The sequence below is a fragment of the Micromonospora sp. NPDC049201 genome, assembly GCF_055586805.1.
Genome location: NZ_JBVJHM010000004.1, coordinates 74,582 through 90,694, shown reverse-complemented (window position 1 = coordinate 90,694; position 16,113 = coordinate 74,582). Strand labels below are relative to the sequence as shown.

Below are 16,113 nucleotides of genomic sequence, written 5' to 3'. Positions count from 1 at the left end.
TCACTTCTGCGGCGCGTACACCGCCGGCACGCCCACGTCGGACAGGGCGCGGGCGAGGTGCGGGGCGGTGGTCTTCACGTAGGCGGCGCCGATGTGCGATCCGCCTCGGTAGATCAGCACGTTGCCGAACACCACCGGGCACCGCTCGGTTGGGCAGATGGCGTCGAACAGGTCGATCATCCTGACCTCGGGCACCCCGGCCACCGCCCGCCGCTGCATCCGGTACGCCTGGTCCTGGTCGTGCAGCACGCGGTCGAACGCGCAGACGGACAGGCGCTTGCGGTTCTTGTCGGCGCACGCCACCGGCGCGCCCGGGGGCCCTGGATTGTTGGCCATCACGACGACCTGCGAGCCCACCGAGTCGAGCTTCTTCCAGGAGGCCCGCACGCCCGCGACCATCGCGTCGACCGAGACCCCCGTGCCGGTGGCGTTCAGTGCGGTCGGCGCCGACTGCGAGGTGACCACGTAGTCGGGACGCTCCCGCAGCAGCCGGCTCAGCAGCGCCTGGTTCCACTCGATGCAGTCGGTGTAGGGCTTGCCGGACTTGTCGGCCTTGAGCACCTTGGCGCTGGTGAACGCGCACCCGGCCTTGGCGGCGATCACCAGCTTCCAGTCGTTCTGCTCGGCAAGCACCTGGAACGCCGGCAACCACTGGTCCATCTTCGAGTCGCCCACCAGGGCGACGGTGGTGGCGCCCTGGGGGTTGCCGTACGTGCACCACAACACCTCGGCGCCCTCGACCTGCTGGAAGCAGTTGTCCCGTTTCGTGACGGGCACGTCCAGGAACCCCTGCCGGATCTGGAGCGGATCCGGCGTGATCACGTCGAACCGCTCCGGCGCCGGGCCGATCGGGGCGGTGCCGGGCGTGGCGGACAGCAGCGCCGCGCCCGGCGCGTACCGGCTCTTGGTGGGGACCGCGGCGGCGGCCCAGGCACCGAGCAGGACCAGCGCCAGGCCGGCGCAGATCCCGGCCATGGTGAAGTTGCCGCCGAGACTCAACGCGAGCCGCGGCGACGTGGCGATCTTCCGGGAGTACCGCAGCGGGTTCTCCACCAGCCGGAACGTGAGCCAGGCGGGCACCACCGAGGCGAGCGCCACCGCCAGTCCCTCGACCGTCGACAGCTCACCGAAGCGGGCGGCGGCCACGATGAGCATCGGCCAGTGCCACAGGTACAGCGAGTACGACAGGTCACCGACCCAGCGGAACGGGCCGGTGCCGAGCAGCACCACCGGCCCCCGCGAGCCCGCCGCCGGGCCGGCCGCGACGACCGCGGCGGCACCGAGCGTGGGCAGCGCGGCAGCGTACCCGGGCCAGGCCGTCTTGCCGCTCACCAGCGCCGCCGCCGCCACGATCGCGGCCAGGCCGAGCCACCCGAGGACGACCGCCACCGCCCGTGGCATCCGCGCGGCCCGCGTCGCGATCAGCGCGACGCCCGCCCCGACGGCGAGTTCCCACAACCGCGTCGTGGAGACGAAGAACGCGCGGGCCGGCGAGTTCGCCGTCTCGATGATCGACCAGACGAACGACGGCACCGCCAGGACCGCGAGACCGACCCACAGGACCGGCCGCACGTTCGCCCGCCGCAGCGCCCGCGCGGCGAGCAGCGCCAGCACGATCAGCAACGGCCAGACCAGGTAGAACTGCTCCTCGACGGCGAGCGACCAGTAGTGCTGCACCGGCGAGACCACCGCGTTGTCGGCGGCGAGGTAGTCGACCGCCCGGTCGGCGAACCGCCAGTTCACCACGTAGACCGCCGCGGCGGCGATGTCGCCGCCGATGGCCTGCCAGTCGCCGCGGGGCACGAAGAGCCGGACCGCCACCGCGGTCGCCGCGAGCACCACCGTCGCGGCGGGCAGGATCCGCTTGGCCCGGCGCGCGTAGAACCCGACGAGGGAGAGCCGGCCGGTGCGCTCGATCTCGGCGACGATCTGCCCGGTGATCAGGAAGCCGGAGATCACGAAGAAGACGTCGACGCCGACGAAACCGCCGGGCAGGAACGACAGCCCGGCGTGGTAGAGCAGTACCACCGCGACGGCCACGGCACGGAGGCCGGCGACGTCGCCCCGGAACCGGCTCGGGGCGCGACCGGCAGTCTTCTCCTCGGTGCGGGGATCGTGCCGGACAACCTGGTTCGTCAACTCCGGGGAAGTCACCGCGATCCTCGAACTCCGGGGGCGTCTGGCCAGGGAACGATAGCGGCTCTCACGGATGCGGGCAATGTCGTACCGGCTGGTCGGGGCCCGTCGCCCCGGGCTCCGCGCGCCGGTTCCGGACCGTGCGTCAGGACGCCGTGATCATCCACAGGTGGCCGTCCGGGTCGGCGAACGTGGCGGCGTACCCCCATGGCTGTTCGGCCGGCGCCGTCACGACGCGGGCACCCGCGGCCCGGGCCCGGTCGACGATCCGCCGCACCTCGGCGGGATCCGCGGCGCTCAGGCCCAGCACGCACTCGCTGCGGCCCCGTTCGGCGACCTCGTGGTCGCCGATGACCCAGCCGAAACCGCCGCTCGGCACCAGCATCAGGCGCAGGCCGTCGTGCACGGCGAACTGGAGCGGCTCGGGAACGCCGTCCGCCGCCGGCTCACCGACCGTCGGCCAGCCGAGCGCCTCGGCGTAGAAGCGGTGTGCGGTCACGCGGTCGGCGATCGGCAGGCTGACGGTCACGGGCGAGGTGGGCACGGTGGCGACTCCAGGTCTGGACGGAGGGAGCGGTCACCGGATGGACCGGCCAGCCGGTCCCGAATCATCGGCGCGCGGTCAGGAGGTGCAGAACGGTGCCGGCCGGGTGAGACCGAGCTCCCGACAGTTCCATTCGGTGCCCTGTTCCTGGTACCGCCAACCCGCATCGGACGTGTGGTGGAACAGGTAGCGGACGTCGCCGCCGGCCGGGCGCTTCACCTCGACTGCCGCCCACGTCTCCGCGCACTGCACACCGGTGGACGCGAAGGACCAGCCCTGCGGCAGTTCGACCAGGTCACCCAAGGTTTCGATGGACGGACACTCGGGTTGCCCGGGAGCGGTCGCGGGCGGCGTCGCCGGGTCGGACCAGTGGCTGACGGCGAAGGCGACCGTACCGCCGACGGCGAACACCAGCGCTACGGCTGTGGCGCCGGTGGTGACGGTCGCCCGCCGGTGCAACTGCCGCGACCTGCGCAGGGTCCGCTCGTACAGGTCGGCGCTGCCGCCGTGCTCGCTCAGATCGGACATGGCCTGACGCAGCGGCCCGAGGTTGTCGGTCATCAGGCCTCCTCCATCACGGCCGAGAGCAACTCGGGCGCGATCTCCCGCATGCGGGCCAGCGCCTTGCTGGTCTGGCTCTTGATCGTGCCGACCGAACACTGCAGAAGCTGCGCTGCCTCGGCCTCGCTGCGGTCCTCGAAGAAGCGGATCACCAGCACCGCGCGCTGTCGCGGGGTGAGTTGGGCGAGCGCCTGGTGCAGGGCGAGCTTGAGATCGGTACGGCCGGCGTGGTCACTGCCGGGCTGGACCACGTCGGCCAGTTCTCCGGGCAGGGACTCGACCACCCTGCGGCGCCGCCACCAGCTCACCTGCTGGTGGTACATCGCGGTGCGGGTGTAGGCCTCGAAGTGCCCCGGATCGTTCAGCCGCCGTCGGCCCCGATGGGTTCGGGCCAGCGCGTCCTGCACCAGGTCCTCGGCGAGGTGGCGGTCGCCGGTCAGCAGGAACGCCGTCCGGAGCAACGCGGACGAGCGGGTCCGGACGAACTCCCGGAACTGCTCGTCGATCGAGTCCGCCATGCCCCGCTCGCATCCCCACGTACCCGCACAGGTTGTCAGGGCGCGACGGCGTCGGTGCGGCCGGCTGACAGTGGCGCACACCGTAGTCAGTGTGCGCCACAGCGCGCAACCGCGGTCGATCCGATCAGCCGGAGACGCAGAACGGCGCCGGCTCGGTGACGCCGAGGTCCGTGCAGTCGTACCCGCTGCCCTCGCCGTAGTACTTCCAGCCCGTACCGGCCGTGTGGTGGAACAGGTAGACGCCGTCACCGGTCTTCGGGCCCTGCGGGACGGCTCCCGCCCAGCCCTGCACGCACTCGACACTGCCGAAGGTCATGCCGGTCGGCAGCTCGACGAGCTTCTGCAGGTCCGTCCCCGAGGGACAGTCGGCGCTCCGGACACCCCCGGCCGCCTTGGCGGTCACCGTGGGCGAGGCACCGGGGGCGCCGTTCGTCGGGGCAGCCGAGGCCGGAGCGGACGCGGTCGCGCCGGTACCGGGTTCCTCCGTGGCGGCACAGGCGGTGAGTACGAAAAGGACGGTGGCAGCGGGCAGCAGCAGACGACGTGCGGACATTTCCGGCCCCTATGGATCGCGGTGATCGTTGCTTACATCCGGGCACATGCGATCCACCGCCCGCAGGTTGCCGTCACCCGGAACTTTTTCTCCGGATCTTCGGCGACCCGCCCGCCAGACACGAAAGCGAGCCCCTGGCCAGCACTTCTGCTGGCCAGGGGCTCATCTGGAGCCGCCTGACGGAATCGAACCGTCGACCTACGCATTACGAGTGCGTCGCTCTAGCCGACTGAGCTAAGGCGGCAACGACCACCAAGTGTACGGCACGCGCCGCCGGGAGCCGAACCGGATCCCCCTCGTCCGGAACCGGACAACCAGGTTCCTCGGCCCCGGCACGGGAGAGACTTCCCGCCCGGTCCGGACTACCCTGCGGCGGGTGAGCGACGACCACGTACCGCCGCGACAGCCGGATCCGGAGGTGCGCCCGGGCGAGCGGGCCAGCCGTCGGCCGCACAGCCTGGACCCGCGGGAACTGGGTTTCACCCCACGCCGACCGGTGCCCTGGCTCGCGCCGCTGCTGCTGATCAGCACCGGCCTGCGGACGCTGCTGGCCATGCTGTTCGGGGCGTACCTGGACAAGCGGGAGTTGCAGAACGCGTTCGGCGACGACACGTTCCGGCAGGTCGGGCCGGACGGCGGGCTCTGGCTGGACTACGTGGCCGACCTGGGCGACGGCTTCGACGCCACGTACTCGATCGCCTACCTGCTGGCTCAGCCGGAGCTGACCGTGGACGGGCACCGGCTGCCCCGGGCGCAGACGCTGGTGATGGGCGGCGACCAGGTCTATCCGTCGGCCGGCTACGAGGCGTACGAGGACCGGTGCAAGGGCCCGTACCAGGCGGCGCTGCCGGTCGCCCCGCCGGAGCGGCCGACGCTCTTCGCGGTCCCCGGCAACCACGACTGGTACGACGGCCTGACCGCGTTCCTGCGGCTGTTCGTGCGCTCCCGGGACCGCCACTTCGCCGGCTGGGGCACCGGCCAGTCCCGCTCCTACTTCGCGGTGGAGCTGCCGGCCGGGTGGTGGCTGCTGGGCCTCGACGACCAGTCCGGCTCGTACCTGGACGATCCGCAGCTCACCTACTTCGACGCGGTGGCCCGCAAGCTCACCCCACGGTCGCGGGTGATCGTGGCGGTGCCGGCGCCGACGTGGGTCAAGGCCGCCGACCACCCCAACGCGTACGACTCGGTCGACTACTTCATCCGCACCATCGTGGCGCCCACCGGGGCCCAGGTCCGGGTGCTGGTCTCCGGCGACCTGCACCACTACGCCCGGTACGCCGGCCCGGAGCGGCAGCTCATCACCTGCGGTGGCGGTGGTGCCTACCTCTACCCGACGCACCAGCTTCCGGAGCGGCTGGAGGTGCCGCCACGGGACACGCTGACCCGACGGGCCAGCCGCACCCGCGAGTACGAGCTGGCCGCCCGCTATCCGGAGAAGGCCCGCTCCCGCCGGTACGGCTGGGGGATCTTCCGCCGGCTGCCGTTACGCAACCCGGGCTTCACCACGCTGCTCGGCACGCTGCACACGCTGCTGATGCTGGCCATGGCCGGCGTGACGGCGCAGCGCGCCGACTCCACCGCGCAGCGGCTGTTCAGCGTCCCGCTGGTGGCGATGCTCGCGGTGACGTTGCTGGGTGCGGCGTTCTTCGCGAAGCCGCCCAGCGCGGGCGGCAAGCGGCACGCCCGGCACTGGATCCTCGGGGTGGCGCACGGGGTGGCGCAGGTGGCCCTGGCGGCCGGCGGCACCTGGCTCTGGCTGCACCTGCCGTTCTACGACTGGCCGTGGCCGCTGCCGGCGGTCGCCGCGGCGGTGCTCTACGGCCCGGTCAGCGGACTGGTCGCCAGTCAGCTGGTGGCGCTCTACCTGCTGGTGGCGGGCGCGTTCGGCGTGAACCTGAACGAGTTGTTCGCCGGTCAGGGCATCGAGGACTCGAAGGCGTTCCTCCGGTTCCGATTCGACCCCGACGGCACGGTGACGATCTACCCCGTCGCGCTGGACCGGGTGTCCCACGCCTGGCAGCTCAACCCGGACCAGTCCGCCACGGCCCCGTGGCTGACCCCGAAGACCCCGCTGACTCCCCGCCTGGCCGAACCCCCCATCACGCTCCGCTGACCGCCTACCCCCGCCGGGCGGTCAGGGGGTGGGGTTGTAGTGCTGGTCGTGGGACTGGCGGGGGGCGCAGACCGAGGCCCGGCTGCACTGGCAGCGGGAGCCGTCGGCGTCCAGGCGGACCGTGACGGCGTCGCGCGGAACGCTGTGGCCGACCACCTTGCCCTCGCCCTGCGGGGTCTCCACCCGGGTGCCGACCGCCGGAGCGGACTCCTGGAACCGCTGGTACAGGGGATGTTCGTACTTCAGGCAACACATCAGCCGGCCGCACGCGCCGGAGATGCGCAGCGGGTTGAGCGGGAGGTCCTGGTCCTTCGCCATCCGGATCGTCACCGGCTCGAAGTCGGTGAGGAACGTGGCGCAGCACAGGTCACGACCGCACGAGCCGATCCCGCCCTGCACGCGCGCCGAGTCGCGGGCGGAGAGCTGTCGCAGCTCGACCCGGCAGTGCAGCGTCGCGCCCAGATCACGGACCAGGGAACGGAAGTCCACCCGGTGCGGCGCGGTGAAGTAGATGGTCGTGCGGTCGCTGCCGGACTCCGGCGTGGCCAGGACGTGGTCGACGGCCACCACCTTCATCGGCAGGCCGTGCTCGCGGATCAGCCGCTTGGCGGCCACCTTCGCGTCGGCCTTGCGCCGGCGCAGCAGCTCGTCGCGGTGCAGGTCGTCCTCGCCGGCCAGCCCGGCCAGCTTCGGGAAACCGTCGGTGTCCTCGCTGACCCACTGCGCGGCCCAGACGCACTCGGCCACCTCGGGGCCCTCGTCGGTGGGCACCAGCACCCGGTCCCCCACCTGGGGGCGGAACTCACCGGGATCGAGGTAGTAGAGGCGCCCGTACCGGTTGAAGCTGACCGCGCAGAGCATGCCCATGCGCCTACCCTACGCGGACCGGAGCGGTCGGACGGTCCACCGGTCGCCGTCCGGTCACACCGTGCAGCGATCCATCCCGGTGGACCGGACCGAACCGGCCCCCGCGCCTCGCCCGGACGGTTGAAACCTGGGCCGCCCCCGGGACAAACGCCCATCCACCGCGTTGAGTGAAGGCATACCTGCGGGGGGTGCAGGGGAAAGCCACGGCGTCGCACGCCGGTGCCCGGCCACGGTCGGAGCGGCGTGCGACGCCGTGGGCCGTCAGTAGCCGATCCGGGTGGTGCCGCCGTAGCGCGGCGCGGAGACGGCGCGGTCCCGCCAGGTCGTCTCCGTCAGGCTCGGCCCCCACTGGCGCAGCAGCGTCTCGGCCCCGTCGTAGGCCACCCCGAGCACACCCAGCACCCGGGTGGCGATCTCGGCTGCCGCCGACGCGCCGACCGGGCCGGACTCGACGCCCGGCCGGCTCGCGGCGTGCACGGCGACCGCCTCGGCCGAGCCGACCACCTCGGCGAGCGCCCGCGCCAGGGCGGCCCGGCTGCTCTCCACCCAGCCGGCCAGCGCGTCCGCGTAGCCCGCGGTCGACTCCAGCCGCCCGACCAGGCTCTCCGGCCCCTCGTCGAGATGCCGGAGCAGGGCGGTGCGTGCCTCGTCGTAGGCCGACGCGGCGGACCCGGACCAGGCGACCGGGTCGGTGAGCACGGCGCAGGTGTCGTCGTACCCCCGGACGAGCCGGCGCACGGCGTGGCCGGCGCCGTTCAGCGGCGCCGGGTGCAGTTCGAGGAACTCCCGCACGGCCACGCCGGGGAGCACCTGCATCCGGCGCAGCAGCGGCCAGAGCCGGTGCCCCTCGGGCGCACCGGCGGCGAGCAGCGCGTCGACGCGGGTGAGCAGGTCGAGGCCCGGCTCGGCGAGACGGTCCAGCGCGTCCATCAGGCCTCCCGGGCCAGCCGGCGGACGACCGCGTCGTCGGTGGCCGCGTAGCGCTCGGCGGCGCTGCGCAGCGCCGCCGCGGCGGCGGCCAGCCGGTTCGCGGCCGCCTGCGCCTCGCGGGCCCGGTCGGCGGTGGCGGCGGTCCACTGCCGGTGCAGCGCGCGCCCGACCTCGCCGGGCCGGCCGGCCGCGTGGGCGCCGAACGCGGGGTGCGGCGGGTCGGTGGCGGGCACGGTGCGGGCCAGCATGGTGAGACCGGCGGCGGCCTCGTCGAGGCGGGCGGCCAGCGCACGCAGCGATTCCATGTCAGGCTCCCGCGAGCGGCCGGTAGGCCGCGAACGTCTCGTTGTGCAGTTTCTCCCGGGCCCACTGCGCCGCGTCCGCGGCGGCGCTCACCGCGGCCCGCACCGAACCGGCCACGTCACGCGGGTTGCGCTGGTGCAGCGGGCCGAGGAAGCGCACGTCGGTGATCCGCCCACCGGCCGTGACCACCACCTCGACGAGCCCGTCGGGTGAACGGACGGTGACCTCCACCGTGGCGACCGCCTGGTCGAACTCGGCCTGGAGCGTCTCGATGCGGCGGTAACGCCGCACCGCCTCCTCGATCCAGGCCTCGTCGATCTCCCCCCGCGCCATCGGCGGACTCCTCCCCGGTCGGCGCCGCCGCCCCACCCCGACGCCACCCTCACTGAGCGTGCCGCCTCGGTGACCACGGCATTCCCCGGACCGTACCGCACGTCAATCGCGCGTGTCGATGCCCTGTGGACAGCGTGGGGTGGGGTGGGTCAGCCCCGCCAGAGCGACACCATCATCGCCTCGACCGCGATCCGTGGCTTGACGTTCGTCTCGATCGCCGCCCGGCACTCCAGCACCGCCTCCAGGCGGCGCAGCGAGCCCTCGGCGTCCCACTTCTGGGCGCCGGCGGCGGCCAGCGTCGCGGTGTCGGTGTGCACCGGGGCGACCGGCGCCCGCAGCGCCATGGTGAGCGCGTCCCGGTAGAAGCCGGCCAGGTCGACGAGCGCCCGGTCCAGCGCGTCCCGCTGTGCCCGGGTGGCCCGCGACTTCTGCCGCTTCTCCAGATCCTTGAGCTGGCCGGCGGCGCCCCGCATGGCCCCGGCCGCACCCCGGCCGGTGCCGCCGGCACCGAGCGCGGTCTGCAACGCCGCCCGCTCCGCCTCGTCGACCTCGGCGACCGAGGCGGCGGCCTCCGCCTCGGCGGCCTCGATCAGCGCCGAGGCGGCGTCGAACGCGGCGCCCACGCCGGTGAGCCGGCGCGGCACGGCCAACACGGCGTCCCGCCGCTGCCGGGCCTCCGGGTCGCGGGCCAGCCGCCGGGCCCGGCCCACGTGCCCCTGCGCGGCTGCGGCGGCCCACTCGGCCACGTCCGGGGCGATGCCGTCCCGACGGACCAGCACCTCGGCCACCGCGCCGGCCGGTGGCTGGCGCAGCGGCACGACCCGGCACCGCGACCGGATGGTCACCGAGACGTCGTCCGGGTGCGTGGACGGGGCGCAGAGCAGGAAGACCGTACGCGGAGGCGGCTCCTCGACCGCCTTGAGCAACGCGTTGCCGGCGGCCTCGGTGAGCCGGTCGGCGTCCTCGATGATCACGATCTGCCAGCGACCGCCGGAGGGCGTGCTGGCCGCCCGCAGCACCAGCGCGCGCATCTCGCCGACGCCGATGGACAGCCCTTCGGGCACCACGAGCCGCACGTCGGCGTGGGTGCCGGCCAGCGTGGTGTGGCAGCCGGGGCAGCGACCGCAGCCGGTGCCGTGCACGCACTGGAGCGCGGCGGCGAACGCCCGGGCGGCCACCGACCGGCCGGAACCGGGTGGCCCGGTGAAGATCCACGCGTGCGTCATCCCGGCACCGGGGTCGGCGGAGGGCGCCGTCGCGCCCGGGTCACCGGTCGCACCGGGCCCGTCCGGGTCGCCCGGCTCGTCGAACTGCTCGGCGAGCGCGTCGAGGTCGTCGTACCCGTCGAGGTCTCCGCCGCCGGTCGGGGCGCCCGCGCCGGCCGCCCCGAGGGTGGCGGCGCGCAGCAGCGCGGCGGCCGAGGCGGCGGCACGCCGCAGCGTGGCCACCGCCTCGTCCTGCCCGACCAGATCGCCGAAGACGTCCGTCATTGTCGGCGTTGCTCCATCGTCACCAGCTCCGATTCGGATAACTCGGGCTGGACCGAGGTGTCCGGGCCCTGGGCCGGACGCGGGTGCACGATGCCGGCCGGGTCGACGAGGAACTCGTCCACCCGGCGGGCGACCGCGTCGGCGATCTCCTCGACCGGGCGGGACGCGTCGAGGACCAGGTAACGCTTCGGGTCGCCGGCGGCCAGGTCGAGGAACGCGTACCGGACCCGCTCGTGGAACGCCACCGACTCGGCCTCCAGCCGGTCGGTGCCCTCCCGGCGGGCCGCCACCCGGCCGAGCCCGGTGCGCGGCTCGACGTCGAGCAGGACCACCAGGTCGGGCTTGAGCCCTCCGGTGGCCCAGGAGGAGAGCCACGAGACCTCGTCCACCGGCAGCGTCCGGCCGGCACCCTGGTACGCCAGCGACGAGTCGACGTACCGGTCACTGATCACCACCGCGCCCCGCACCAGCGCCGGGCGGACCACGGTGGCCACGTGGTGGGCCCGGTCGGCGGCGTAGAGCAGCGCCTCGGCACGCGGCGACGGCGCGTCGTCGGAGGTGGTGCCCAGCACCAGCGAGCGGATCCGCTCACCGACCCCGGTGGCGCCCGGCTCGCGGGTGACCACCACGTCCCGACCGTCGCCGCGCAGCCGCTCGGCGAGCGCGGCGAGCTGGGTGGACTTGCCGGCGCCCTCGCCGCCCTCGAAGACCACGAAGAGGCCGGAGGAGACGAACGACTCGGCCGGCATCAGCGGGCGGCCCCGGATCGAGCCCCAGAGGTCGGCCAGGACCGGCACGCCCTTCTTGTCGTCCATCTGGCCGAACGCGCTGATCCCGGCGAAGATGCCGGCCGCGCCGGCGGCGAGCAGCAGCAGGCGGGTCGAGGAGATGGAGATGCCCAGGTCGGCGATGGCGAGCTGGCGGGAGCCGCCGACGCCGACCAGGAGGCTGCTCAGCGCGATGGCCAGGATCAGCACCAGCCGGGTGCCGATCTGCACCACCGCGAAGACCCGTCCGCGCACCTCGTCGGCGACCTCGCCGCCGAGCAGCGTGGTGCCGGCCAGGAACGCCATGCCGGCGCCGGCGCCGACCAGGATCGCGCCGAGGATGGCCATGGACAGGTGGATGGCGAACGCCAGCACCAGCACGGAGGCGCTGGCCAGCACGATGCTCATGCCGAACCAGCGGCGCCGGGACATGTCCCGCACGACCATCGGCCCCAGCCCGATGCCGAGCGCCAGGCCGACGAAGATCGCGCCGAAGAGCAGCGAGAACGCGGCGTCACCGGCACCGAGCGAGTTGGCGAAGAACTTGCCGGTGCCGACCACGATGCCGCCGCCGGCGAACGCGCCGAAGATGCCCAGCACCAGGCCACGGACCAGCGGCGTCTGGCCGATGAACTTCCAGCCGTCGGCGAACTGGCGGAACATGCTCTGCTCGGTGCGCTGGGCCTCGCCGCGCTGGGCCTCGCTGATCTCCTTGATCCCGAACGCCACCACCAGCGCGGTGGCCAGCCGGGAGAAGGCGTTGAACCAGAGCGCGAGCTGGGCCGGCTGGGCCCAGTCGGGCAGGTGGCCGCCGACCACGCCGGGCAGGCCGCGGGTCAGCACCGCCAGCGCGACGGCGGCGGCCACCGGGGTCAGGCCGTACGTGGTGATCAGCGTGAGCTGGTTGGCGGCCTCCAGCCGGGTACGCGGAATCAGGTTGGGGACCGCCGCCTCCTTGGCCGGGATCCACAGCAACGTGATCGACTCGATCAGGAACGTGGCGATCAGCGCCCAGCCGACCACCAGGCCGCCCGCCGCGCCGGTCAGCGCGTAGAGCGGGATCGAGGCGAACAGCACGAAGCGCAGCAGGTCGCAGATGACCATCGTCCACCGGCGGTCGAACCGGTCGGCGAAGACGCCCGCCACCGGGCCGAGCACCAGCGCCGGCAGCAGCCGGATCGCGGTGACGCCGCCGAACGCCGCGCCCTGGGCGGTGCTGCCGGAGACCTGCGAGGCGGCGAACAACGCGGTGGCGAGCAGGCCGAGCCAGTCACCGAAGGAGGCGGCGCTGAGCACGATCCACAGCCTGCGGAACGGCCGGATGCGCAGCACCGAGCGGATGGCGGCGAACCCGGACCGGTCGGCGGCTGTCCCGGACGACGACACGCCGGACGACTCGCCGTTCTTCTGGCTTTCGATGGCCGTACCTCCACGTGCCGGCCCAGGTCTGGGCATCCCCGGTGGAACACTCTAGCCGCGCGGAGGGTCTCGCCCTCCGTGACATCGCCTGTTCGCCGAGCCTAGGCCGCCGGGGCCACCGCCCGCAGCCCGGACAGACGCGAGGGTATTTCGCATTGCCGTCCGGACAGTTAGCGTGCAGACGTGGCCATCGACCGTGCCGAACTTCGCGATCGTCTCGACCGGGCGACCGCCCACCTCGACCCGCCGTACGCGGTGGTCGACCTCTCCTCGTTCGACGACAACGCCGACGCGCTGGCCGGCCGGGTTGCGGGCAAGCCGCTGCGCGTGGCGAGCAAGTCGGTGCGGGTCCGCGAGCTGCTCACCCGCGCGCTCAAGCGCCCCGGCTGGCACGGTGTGATGGCCTTCACGCTGCCCGAGGCGCTCTGGCTCGCCCGCACCGGCGTCGCCGACGACGTGCTGGTCGCGTACCCGACCGCACACCGGGGAGCGCTCGCCGAGCTGGCCGCCGACCGGGCGCTCGCCGACGCGGTCACGCTCATGGTCGACGACGCCGGGCAGCTCGACCTGATCGACCGGGTGTGCCCGCCCGGCAGTCGGCCCGCGCTGCGCGTCTGCCTCGACCTGGACGCCTCCTGGCGACCGCTGCGGGGCCGGGTGCACGTCGGCGTGCGCCGCTCCCCGGTGCACAGCGCCCGGGCGGCCGGCGCGCTCGCCGCCGCCGTCGCCGGCCGGCCGGGCTTCCGGCTGGTCGGCCTGATGTCGTACGAGGCACAGATCGCCGGTCTCGGGGACGCCCCGCCCGGGCAGGCGGCGCTCGGCTCGGCGATCCGGGTCGCGCAGCGCGGGTCGTACCGGGAACTGCTGGCCCGCCGCTCGGCCGCGGTCGCCGCGGTACGCGAGCACGCCGACCTGGAGTTCGTCAACGGCGGCGGCACCGGCAGCGTGGCCGCCACCAGCGCCGACCCGGCGGTCACCGAGGTCACCGCCGGCTCCGGCCTGTACGGCCCGACGCTGTTCGACGCGTACCGCGCCTGGCGGCCCACCCCGGCGGCGTTCTTCGCCTGCGCGGTGGTCCGCCGGCCGGCGCCCGGGCTGGCCACCGTGCTCGGCGGCGGCTGGATCGCCTCCGGCCCGGCGGCGGAGAGCCGGCTGCCCCGGCCGTGGCTGCCGGAGGGGCTGAAGCTGCTCGGCGCGGAGGGCGCGGGCGAGGTGCAGACCCCGCTCGCCGGCGACGCCGCGGACGACCTGCGGGTCGGCGACCGGGTGTGGTTCCGCCACGCCAAGGCGGGCGAGGTGTGCGAGCACGTCAACGAGGTGCACCTGGTCGACGGCGACGCCGTGGTGGCGACCGTGCCCACCTACCGGGGCGAGGGCCACGCGTTCCTCTGACCGGGCGGGAACAGGTCGGGACATGACGACGGCGGGCCCCGGCGCACTCTCAGAACCCGCCGCTCGGCGTGCCGCTCAGCCCTGTGGGACGGCCTCGGTCGGGGCGTCGACCTGACGGTGCAGGTACTCCCGGATGAGCGCCTTCGCCTCGACCAGCACCCGCTCGTCGCCGTCGGCACGGCGGCGGAACGCCAGCTTGATCAGGGCGTCGGCGGCCTCCACCGCGACCTCCAGGTGGAACCGCAGGTCGGGCACGCCGGCCAGACCGAACCGCTCGGTGAGCACGCGGGCGAGCTGCTCCGCGATGACCCCGTTGTTGTCGCGCTGGTCGTCCAGCAGGTGCAGGTCGACCACGTCGCCGAAGTGCAGGGTACGGAAACCGGGCACCGTGCGGTGCATCGAGATGTACTCGTCGATCGCCGCGTCGACCCCGTCCCACCAGTGGGTCAGGTCGTCCGAGGCGAAGCGCTCGTCGAGCCGCTGGAGGTAGGACTCCATGGTCCGCAACGTCAACGCCTGCACGATCGCCCGCTTGTCCGGAAAGAACTGGTAGACCGACCCGATCGCCACCTCGGCACGCTCGGCGAGCAGGGTCGTGGTCAACCCCTCGTACCCCACCTCGTCGACGAGCTCGGCGCAGGCGTCCAGCATCCGCTGGACCCGCGCGACACTTCGACCCTGCACCGGTACCCGACGCAGCGGCCCGGTCGTGGCGGCTGGTGTGGACACTCGGCGCCACCCCCCTTCGACGGTTGAACATATCCGCACGTCACGAGTCTGTGACTACCGGTACAACGAGCCGACCTCGATTGCGGTATTTACCAGGCACAACGTTCCTGATATGAATTCAGTTCATATTCATGTCGAGGAGTGTTCGCCATGGCCGGTAGCCCCGCCGACTGGTCCAACTGGGCCGGCAACCAACGCAGCACGGCACTGGTCACCGCGCGACCCCGGAGCGTGGCGGACGTCGCCGAGGCGGTCCGCCGGGCCGCCGCCGCCGGCACCACCATCCGGGCGGTCGGCAGCGGTCACTCCTTCACCGCCACCGCCGTCGCCGACGGGCACCGGCTCGACCTCGCCGACCTGGCGACCGACGTCACCGTCGACGTGGCGCGCCGCCTGGTCACCGTACCGGCCGGGACGACGCTGCACGCGCTCAACGACCTGCTCGCCGGTCACGGGCTGGCGGTGCCCAACCTCGGCGACATCGACGCGCAGACCGTCGCCGGCGCGATCTCCACCGGCACCCACGGCACCGGCGCGACACTCGGCTGCCTCTCCACGTTCGTGGCCGGCCTGACGCTTGTCACCGGCACCGGCGAGGTGCTGCGCTGCTCCGCCGACGAGCACCCCGACGTGTTCGACGCCGCGCGGGTCGGGCTCGGCGCGGTCGGCATCCTGGTCGAGGTCACCCTGCGCTGCGTGGACGCCTTCGTGCTGCGCGCACACGAACGGCCGGCCGCGCTCGCCGAGGTGCTGGCCGACCTGCCCGGCCTCTACCAGGCGCACGACCACGCGGAGTTCTACTGGTTCCCGTACACCGACCGGGTGCAGGTCAAGACCAACGACCGGGTGCCCGCCGACGACCTGCCGCTGCCCCGCTGGCGCGGCTGGCTGGACGACGAGTTCCTCGCCAACACCGTCTTCGCCGGGGCCTGCCGCCTCGGCCGCGCGGTGCCGGCGCTCGCGCCCGGCATCAGCGCCGTCTCCGCCCGGGCGCTCACCGAGCGCACCTACACCGGCCGCTCCGACCGGGTCTTCTGCACCCCGCGCCGGGTCCGGTTCGTGGAGATGGAGTACGGGCTGCCGCGCGACGCGCTGCCCACCGCGCTGGCCGAACTGCGCCGGATCGTGGACCGGCTGCCGTTCAAGGTGCTGTTCCCGGTCGAGGTGCGGTTCACCGCCGCCGACGACATCTGGCTCTCCCACTCGTACGGGCGGGAGTCCGCGTACGTGGCGGTCCACCAGTACGTGGGGATGCCGTACGAGCCGTACTTCCGCGCGTTCGAGCAGGTGGCCACCGAGCTGGGCGGTCGTCCGCACTGGGGCAAGCTGCACTGGCGCGACGCGGCCTCGCTGGCCCCCGCCTACCCGAAGTTCGCCGCGTTCCAGTCCCTCCGCACCCACCTGGACCCGCAGAACCTCTTCACGAACCCCTACCTCTGTCAGGTCCTCGGTTCCTGA

The 16,113-nt window shown here is 73.6% G+C and carries 15 protein-coding genes and 1 tRNA gene; 3 read left to right on the top strand and 13 right to left on the bottom strand.

Annotated elements, in window-relative coordinates:
* The 6 genes from ACZ6O5_RS10260 to ACZ6O5_RS10235 form a co-directional block, all read right to left on the bottom strand.
* Complete coding sequence (locus ACZ6O5_RS10260; protein ID WP_465976034.1) at positions 1 to 2,154, bottom strand: acyltransferase family protein; 2,154 nt, start codon at positions 2,152 to 2,154, stop codon at positions 1 to 3.
* 127 nt (positions 2,155 to 2,281) lie between these two features.
* Positions 2,282 to 2,680 carry a VOC family protein gene (locus ACZ6O5_RS10255; protein WP_465976032.1) on the bottom strand — a complete coding sequence of 133 codons (399 nt, stop codon included), beginning with the start codon at positions 2,678 to 2,680 and terminating at the stop codon, positions 2,282 to 2,284.
* A 78-nt stretch (positions 2,681 to 2,758) separates the two neighbouring features.
* Positions 2,759 to 3,241 (bottom strand): hypothetical protein, encoded by a 483-nt coding sequence (locus ACZ6O5_RS10250; protein WP_465976031.1) that lies wholly within the window; start codon positions 3,239 to 3,241, stop codon positions 2,759 to 2,761.
* Positions 3,241 to 3,759: a SigE family RNA polymerase sigma factor gene (locus ACZ6O5_RS10245; RefSeq protein WP_465976029.1), complete on the bottom strand. Its 519-nt coding sequence runs from the start codon at positions 3,757 to 3,759 to the stop codon at positions 3,241 to 3,243. The genes ACZ6O5_RS10250 and ACZ6O5_RS10245 overlap by 1 nt, the downstream gene beginning before the upstream one ends.
* A gap of 124 nt (positions 3,760 to 3,883) precedes the next feature.
* A complete protein-coding gene (locus tag ACZ6O5_RS10240) occupies positions 3,884 to 4,312 on the bottom strand; it encodes a hypothetical protein (protein ID WP_465976027.1) in 429 nt (142 codons plus the stop codon).
* Between the two features lie 167 nt (positions 4,313 to 4,479).
* A tRNA-Thr gene (locus ACZ6O5_RS10235) sits at positions 4,480 to 4,556 on the bottom strand.
* 132 nt (positions 4,557 to 4,688) lie between these two features.
* Between ACZ6O5_RS10235 and ACZ6O5_RS10230 the strand changes: the two genes are divergently transcribed.
* The gene (locus ACZ6O5_RS10230; RefSeq protein WP_465976025.1) at positions 4,689 to 6,425 is read left to right on the top strand and encodes a metallophosphoesterase family protein; all 1,737 of its coding nucleotides are present in this window, start codon (positions 4,689 to 4,691) and stop codon (positions 6,423 to 6,425) included.
* Between the two features lie 21 nt (positions 6,426 to 6,446).
* On the opposite strand, the gene ACZ6O5_RS10225 is transcribed toward ACZ6O5_RS10230, so the two are convergent.
* The 6 genes from ACZ6O5_RS10225 to tmk form a co-directional block, all read right to left on the bottom strand.
* A complete protein-coding gene (locus ACZ6O5_RS10225) occupies positions 6,447 to 7,292 on the bottom strand; it encodes a PSP1 domain-containing protein (RefSeq protein ID WP_405092124.1) in 846 nt (281 codons plus the stop codon).
* A gap of 261 nt (positions 7,293 to 7,553) precedes the next feature.
* The gene (locus ACZ6O5_RS10220; RefSeq protein WP_465976023.1) at positions 7,554 to 8,222 is read right to left on the bottom strand and encodes a hypothetical protein; all 669 of its coding nucleotides are present in this window, start codon (positions 8,220 to 8,222) and stop codon (positions 7,554 to 7,556) included.
* Positions 8,222 to 8,527 (bottom strand): hypothetical protein, encoded by a 306-nt coding sequence (locus tag ACZ6O5_RS10215; RefSeq protein ID WP_465976021.1) that lies wholly within the window; start codon positions 8,525 to 8,527, stop codon positions 8,222 to 8,224. Before ACZ6O5_RS10215 ends, ACZ6O5_RS10220 begins: the two co-directional genes overlap by 1 nt.
* A 1-nt stretch (position 8,528) precedes the next feature.
* Positions 8,529 to 8,858, bottom strand: coding sequence for a YbaB/EbfC family nucleoid-associated protein (locus ACZ6O5_RS10210; RefSeq protein WP_396772592.1), 330 nt, complete (start codon positions 8,856 to 8,858; stop codon positions 8,529 to 8,531).
* A gap of 149 nt (positions 8,859 to 9,007) precedes the next feature.
* Positions 9,008 to 10,348, bottom strand: a complete 1,341-nt coding sequence (locus ACZ6O5_RS10205; protein ID WP_465976019.1) for a DNA polymerase III subunit delta' — start codon at positions 10,346 to 10,348, stop codon at positions 9,008 to 9,010.
* Entirely contained in the window at positions 10,345 to 12,411 is a 2,067-nt protein-coding gene (tmk, locus tag ACZ6O5_RS10200; protein ID WP_465976683.1) for a dTMP kinase, read from the bottom strand. Before tmk ends, ACZ6O5_RS10205 begins: the two co-directional genes overlap by 4 nt.
* Before the next feature lie 306 nt (positions 12,412 to 12,717).
* On the opposite strand from tmk, the gene ACZ6O5_RS10195 reads away from it, so the two are divergent.
* A complete protein-coding gene (locus ACZ6O5_RS10195; RefSeq protein ID WP_465976017.1) occupies positions 12,718 to 13,926 on the top strand; it encodes an amino acid deaminase/aldolase in 1,209 nt (402 codons plus the stop codon).
* Between the two features lie 75 nt (positions 13,927 to 14,001).
* On the opposite strand, the gene ACZ6O5_RS10190 is transcribed toward ACZ6O5_RS10195, so the two are convergent.
* Positions 14,002 to 14,577, bottom strand: a complete 576-nt coding sequence (locus ACZ6O5_RS10190; RefSeq protein WP_281943818.1) for a TetR/AcrR family transcriptional regulator — start codon at positions 14,575 to 14,577, stop codon at positions 14,002 to 14,004.
* A gap of 219 nt (positions 14,578 to 14,796) precedes the next feature.
* Here ACZ6O5_RS10190 and ACZ6O5_RS10185 point away from each other — a divergent pair, with 219 nt between their 5' ends.
* Complete coding sequence (locus ACZ6O5_RS10185; protein WP_465976015.1) at positions 14,797 to 16,113, top strand: D-arabinono-1,4-lactone oxidase; 1,317 nt, start codon at positions 14,797 to 14,799, stop codon at positions 16,111 to 16,113.

Excerpts from the sequence above, each read along its gene's own strand:
- ACZ6O5_RS10250 (WP_465976031.1), bottom strand. The coding sequence starts at position 3,241 with ATGACCGACAACCTCGGGCCGCTGCGTCAGGCCATGTCCGATCTGAGC.
- ACZ6O5_RS10210 (WP_396772592.1), bottom strand. The coding sequence starts at position 8,858 with ATGGCGCGGGGGGAGATCGACGAGGCCTGGATCGAGGAGGCGGTGCGG.
- ACZ6O5_RS10190 (WP_281943818.1), bottom strand. The coding sequence starts at position 14,577 with ATGCTGGACGCCTGCGCCGAGCTCGTCGACGAGGTGGGGTACGAGGGG.
- ACZ6O5_RS10245 (WP_465976029.1), bottom strand. The coding sequence starts at position 3,759 with ATGGCGGACTCGATCGACGAGCAGTTCCGGGAGTTCGTCCGGACCCGC.
- ACZ6O5_RS10205 (WP_465976019.1), bottom strand. The coding sequence starts at position 10,348 with ATGACGGACGTCTTCGGCGATCTGGTCGGGCAGGACGAGGCGGTGGCC.
- ACZ6O5_RS10225 (WP_405092124.1), bottom strand. The coding sequence starts at position 7,292 with ATGGGCATGCTCTGCGCGGTCAGCTTCAACCGGTACGGGCGCCTCTAC.
- ACZ6O5_RS10215 (WP_465976021.1), bottom strand. The coding sequence starts at position 8,527 with ATGGAATCGCTGCGTGCGCTGGCCGCCCGCCTCGACGAGGCCGCCGCC.
- ACZ6O5_RS10240 (WP_465976027.1), bottom strand. The coding sequence starts at position 4,312 with ATGTCCGCACGTCGTCTGCTGCTGCCCGCTGCCACCGTCCTTTTCGTA.
- ACZ6O5_RS10220 (WP_465976023.1), bottom strand. The coding sequence starts at position 8,222 with ATGGACGCGCTGGACCGTCTCGCCGAGCCGGGCCTCGACCTGCTCACC.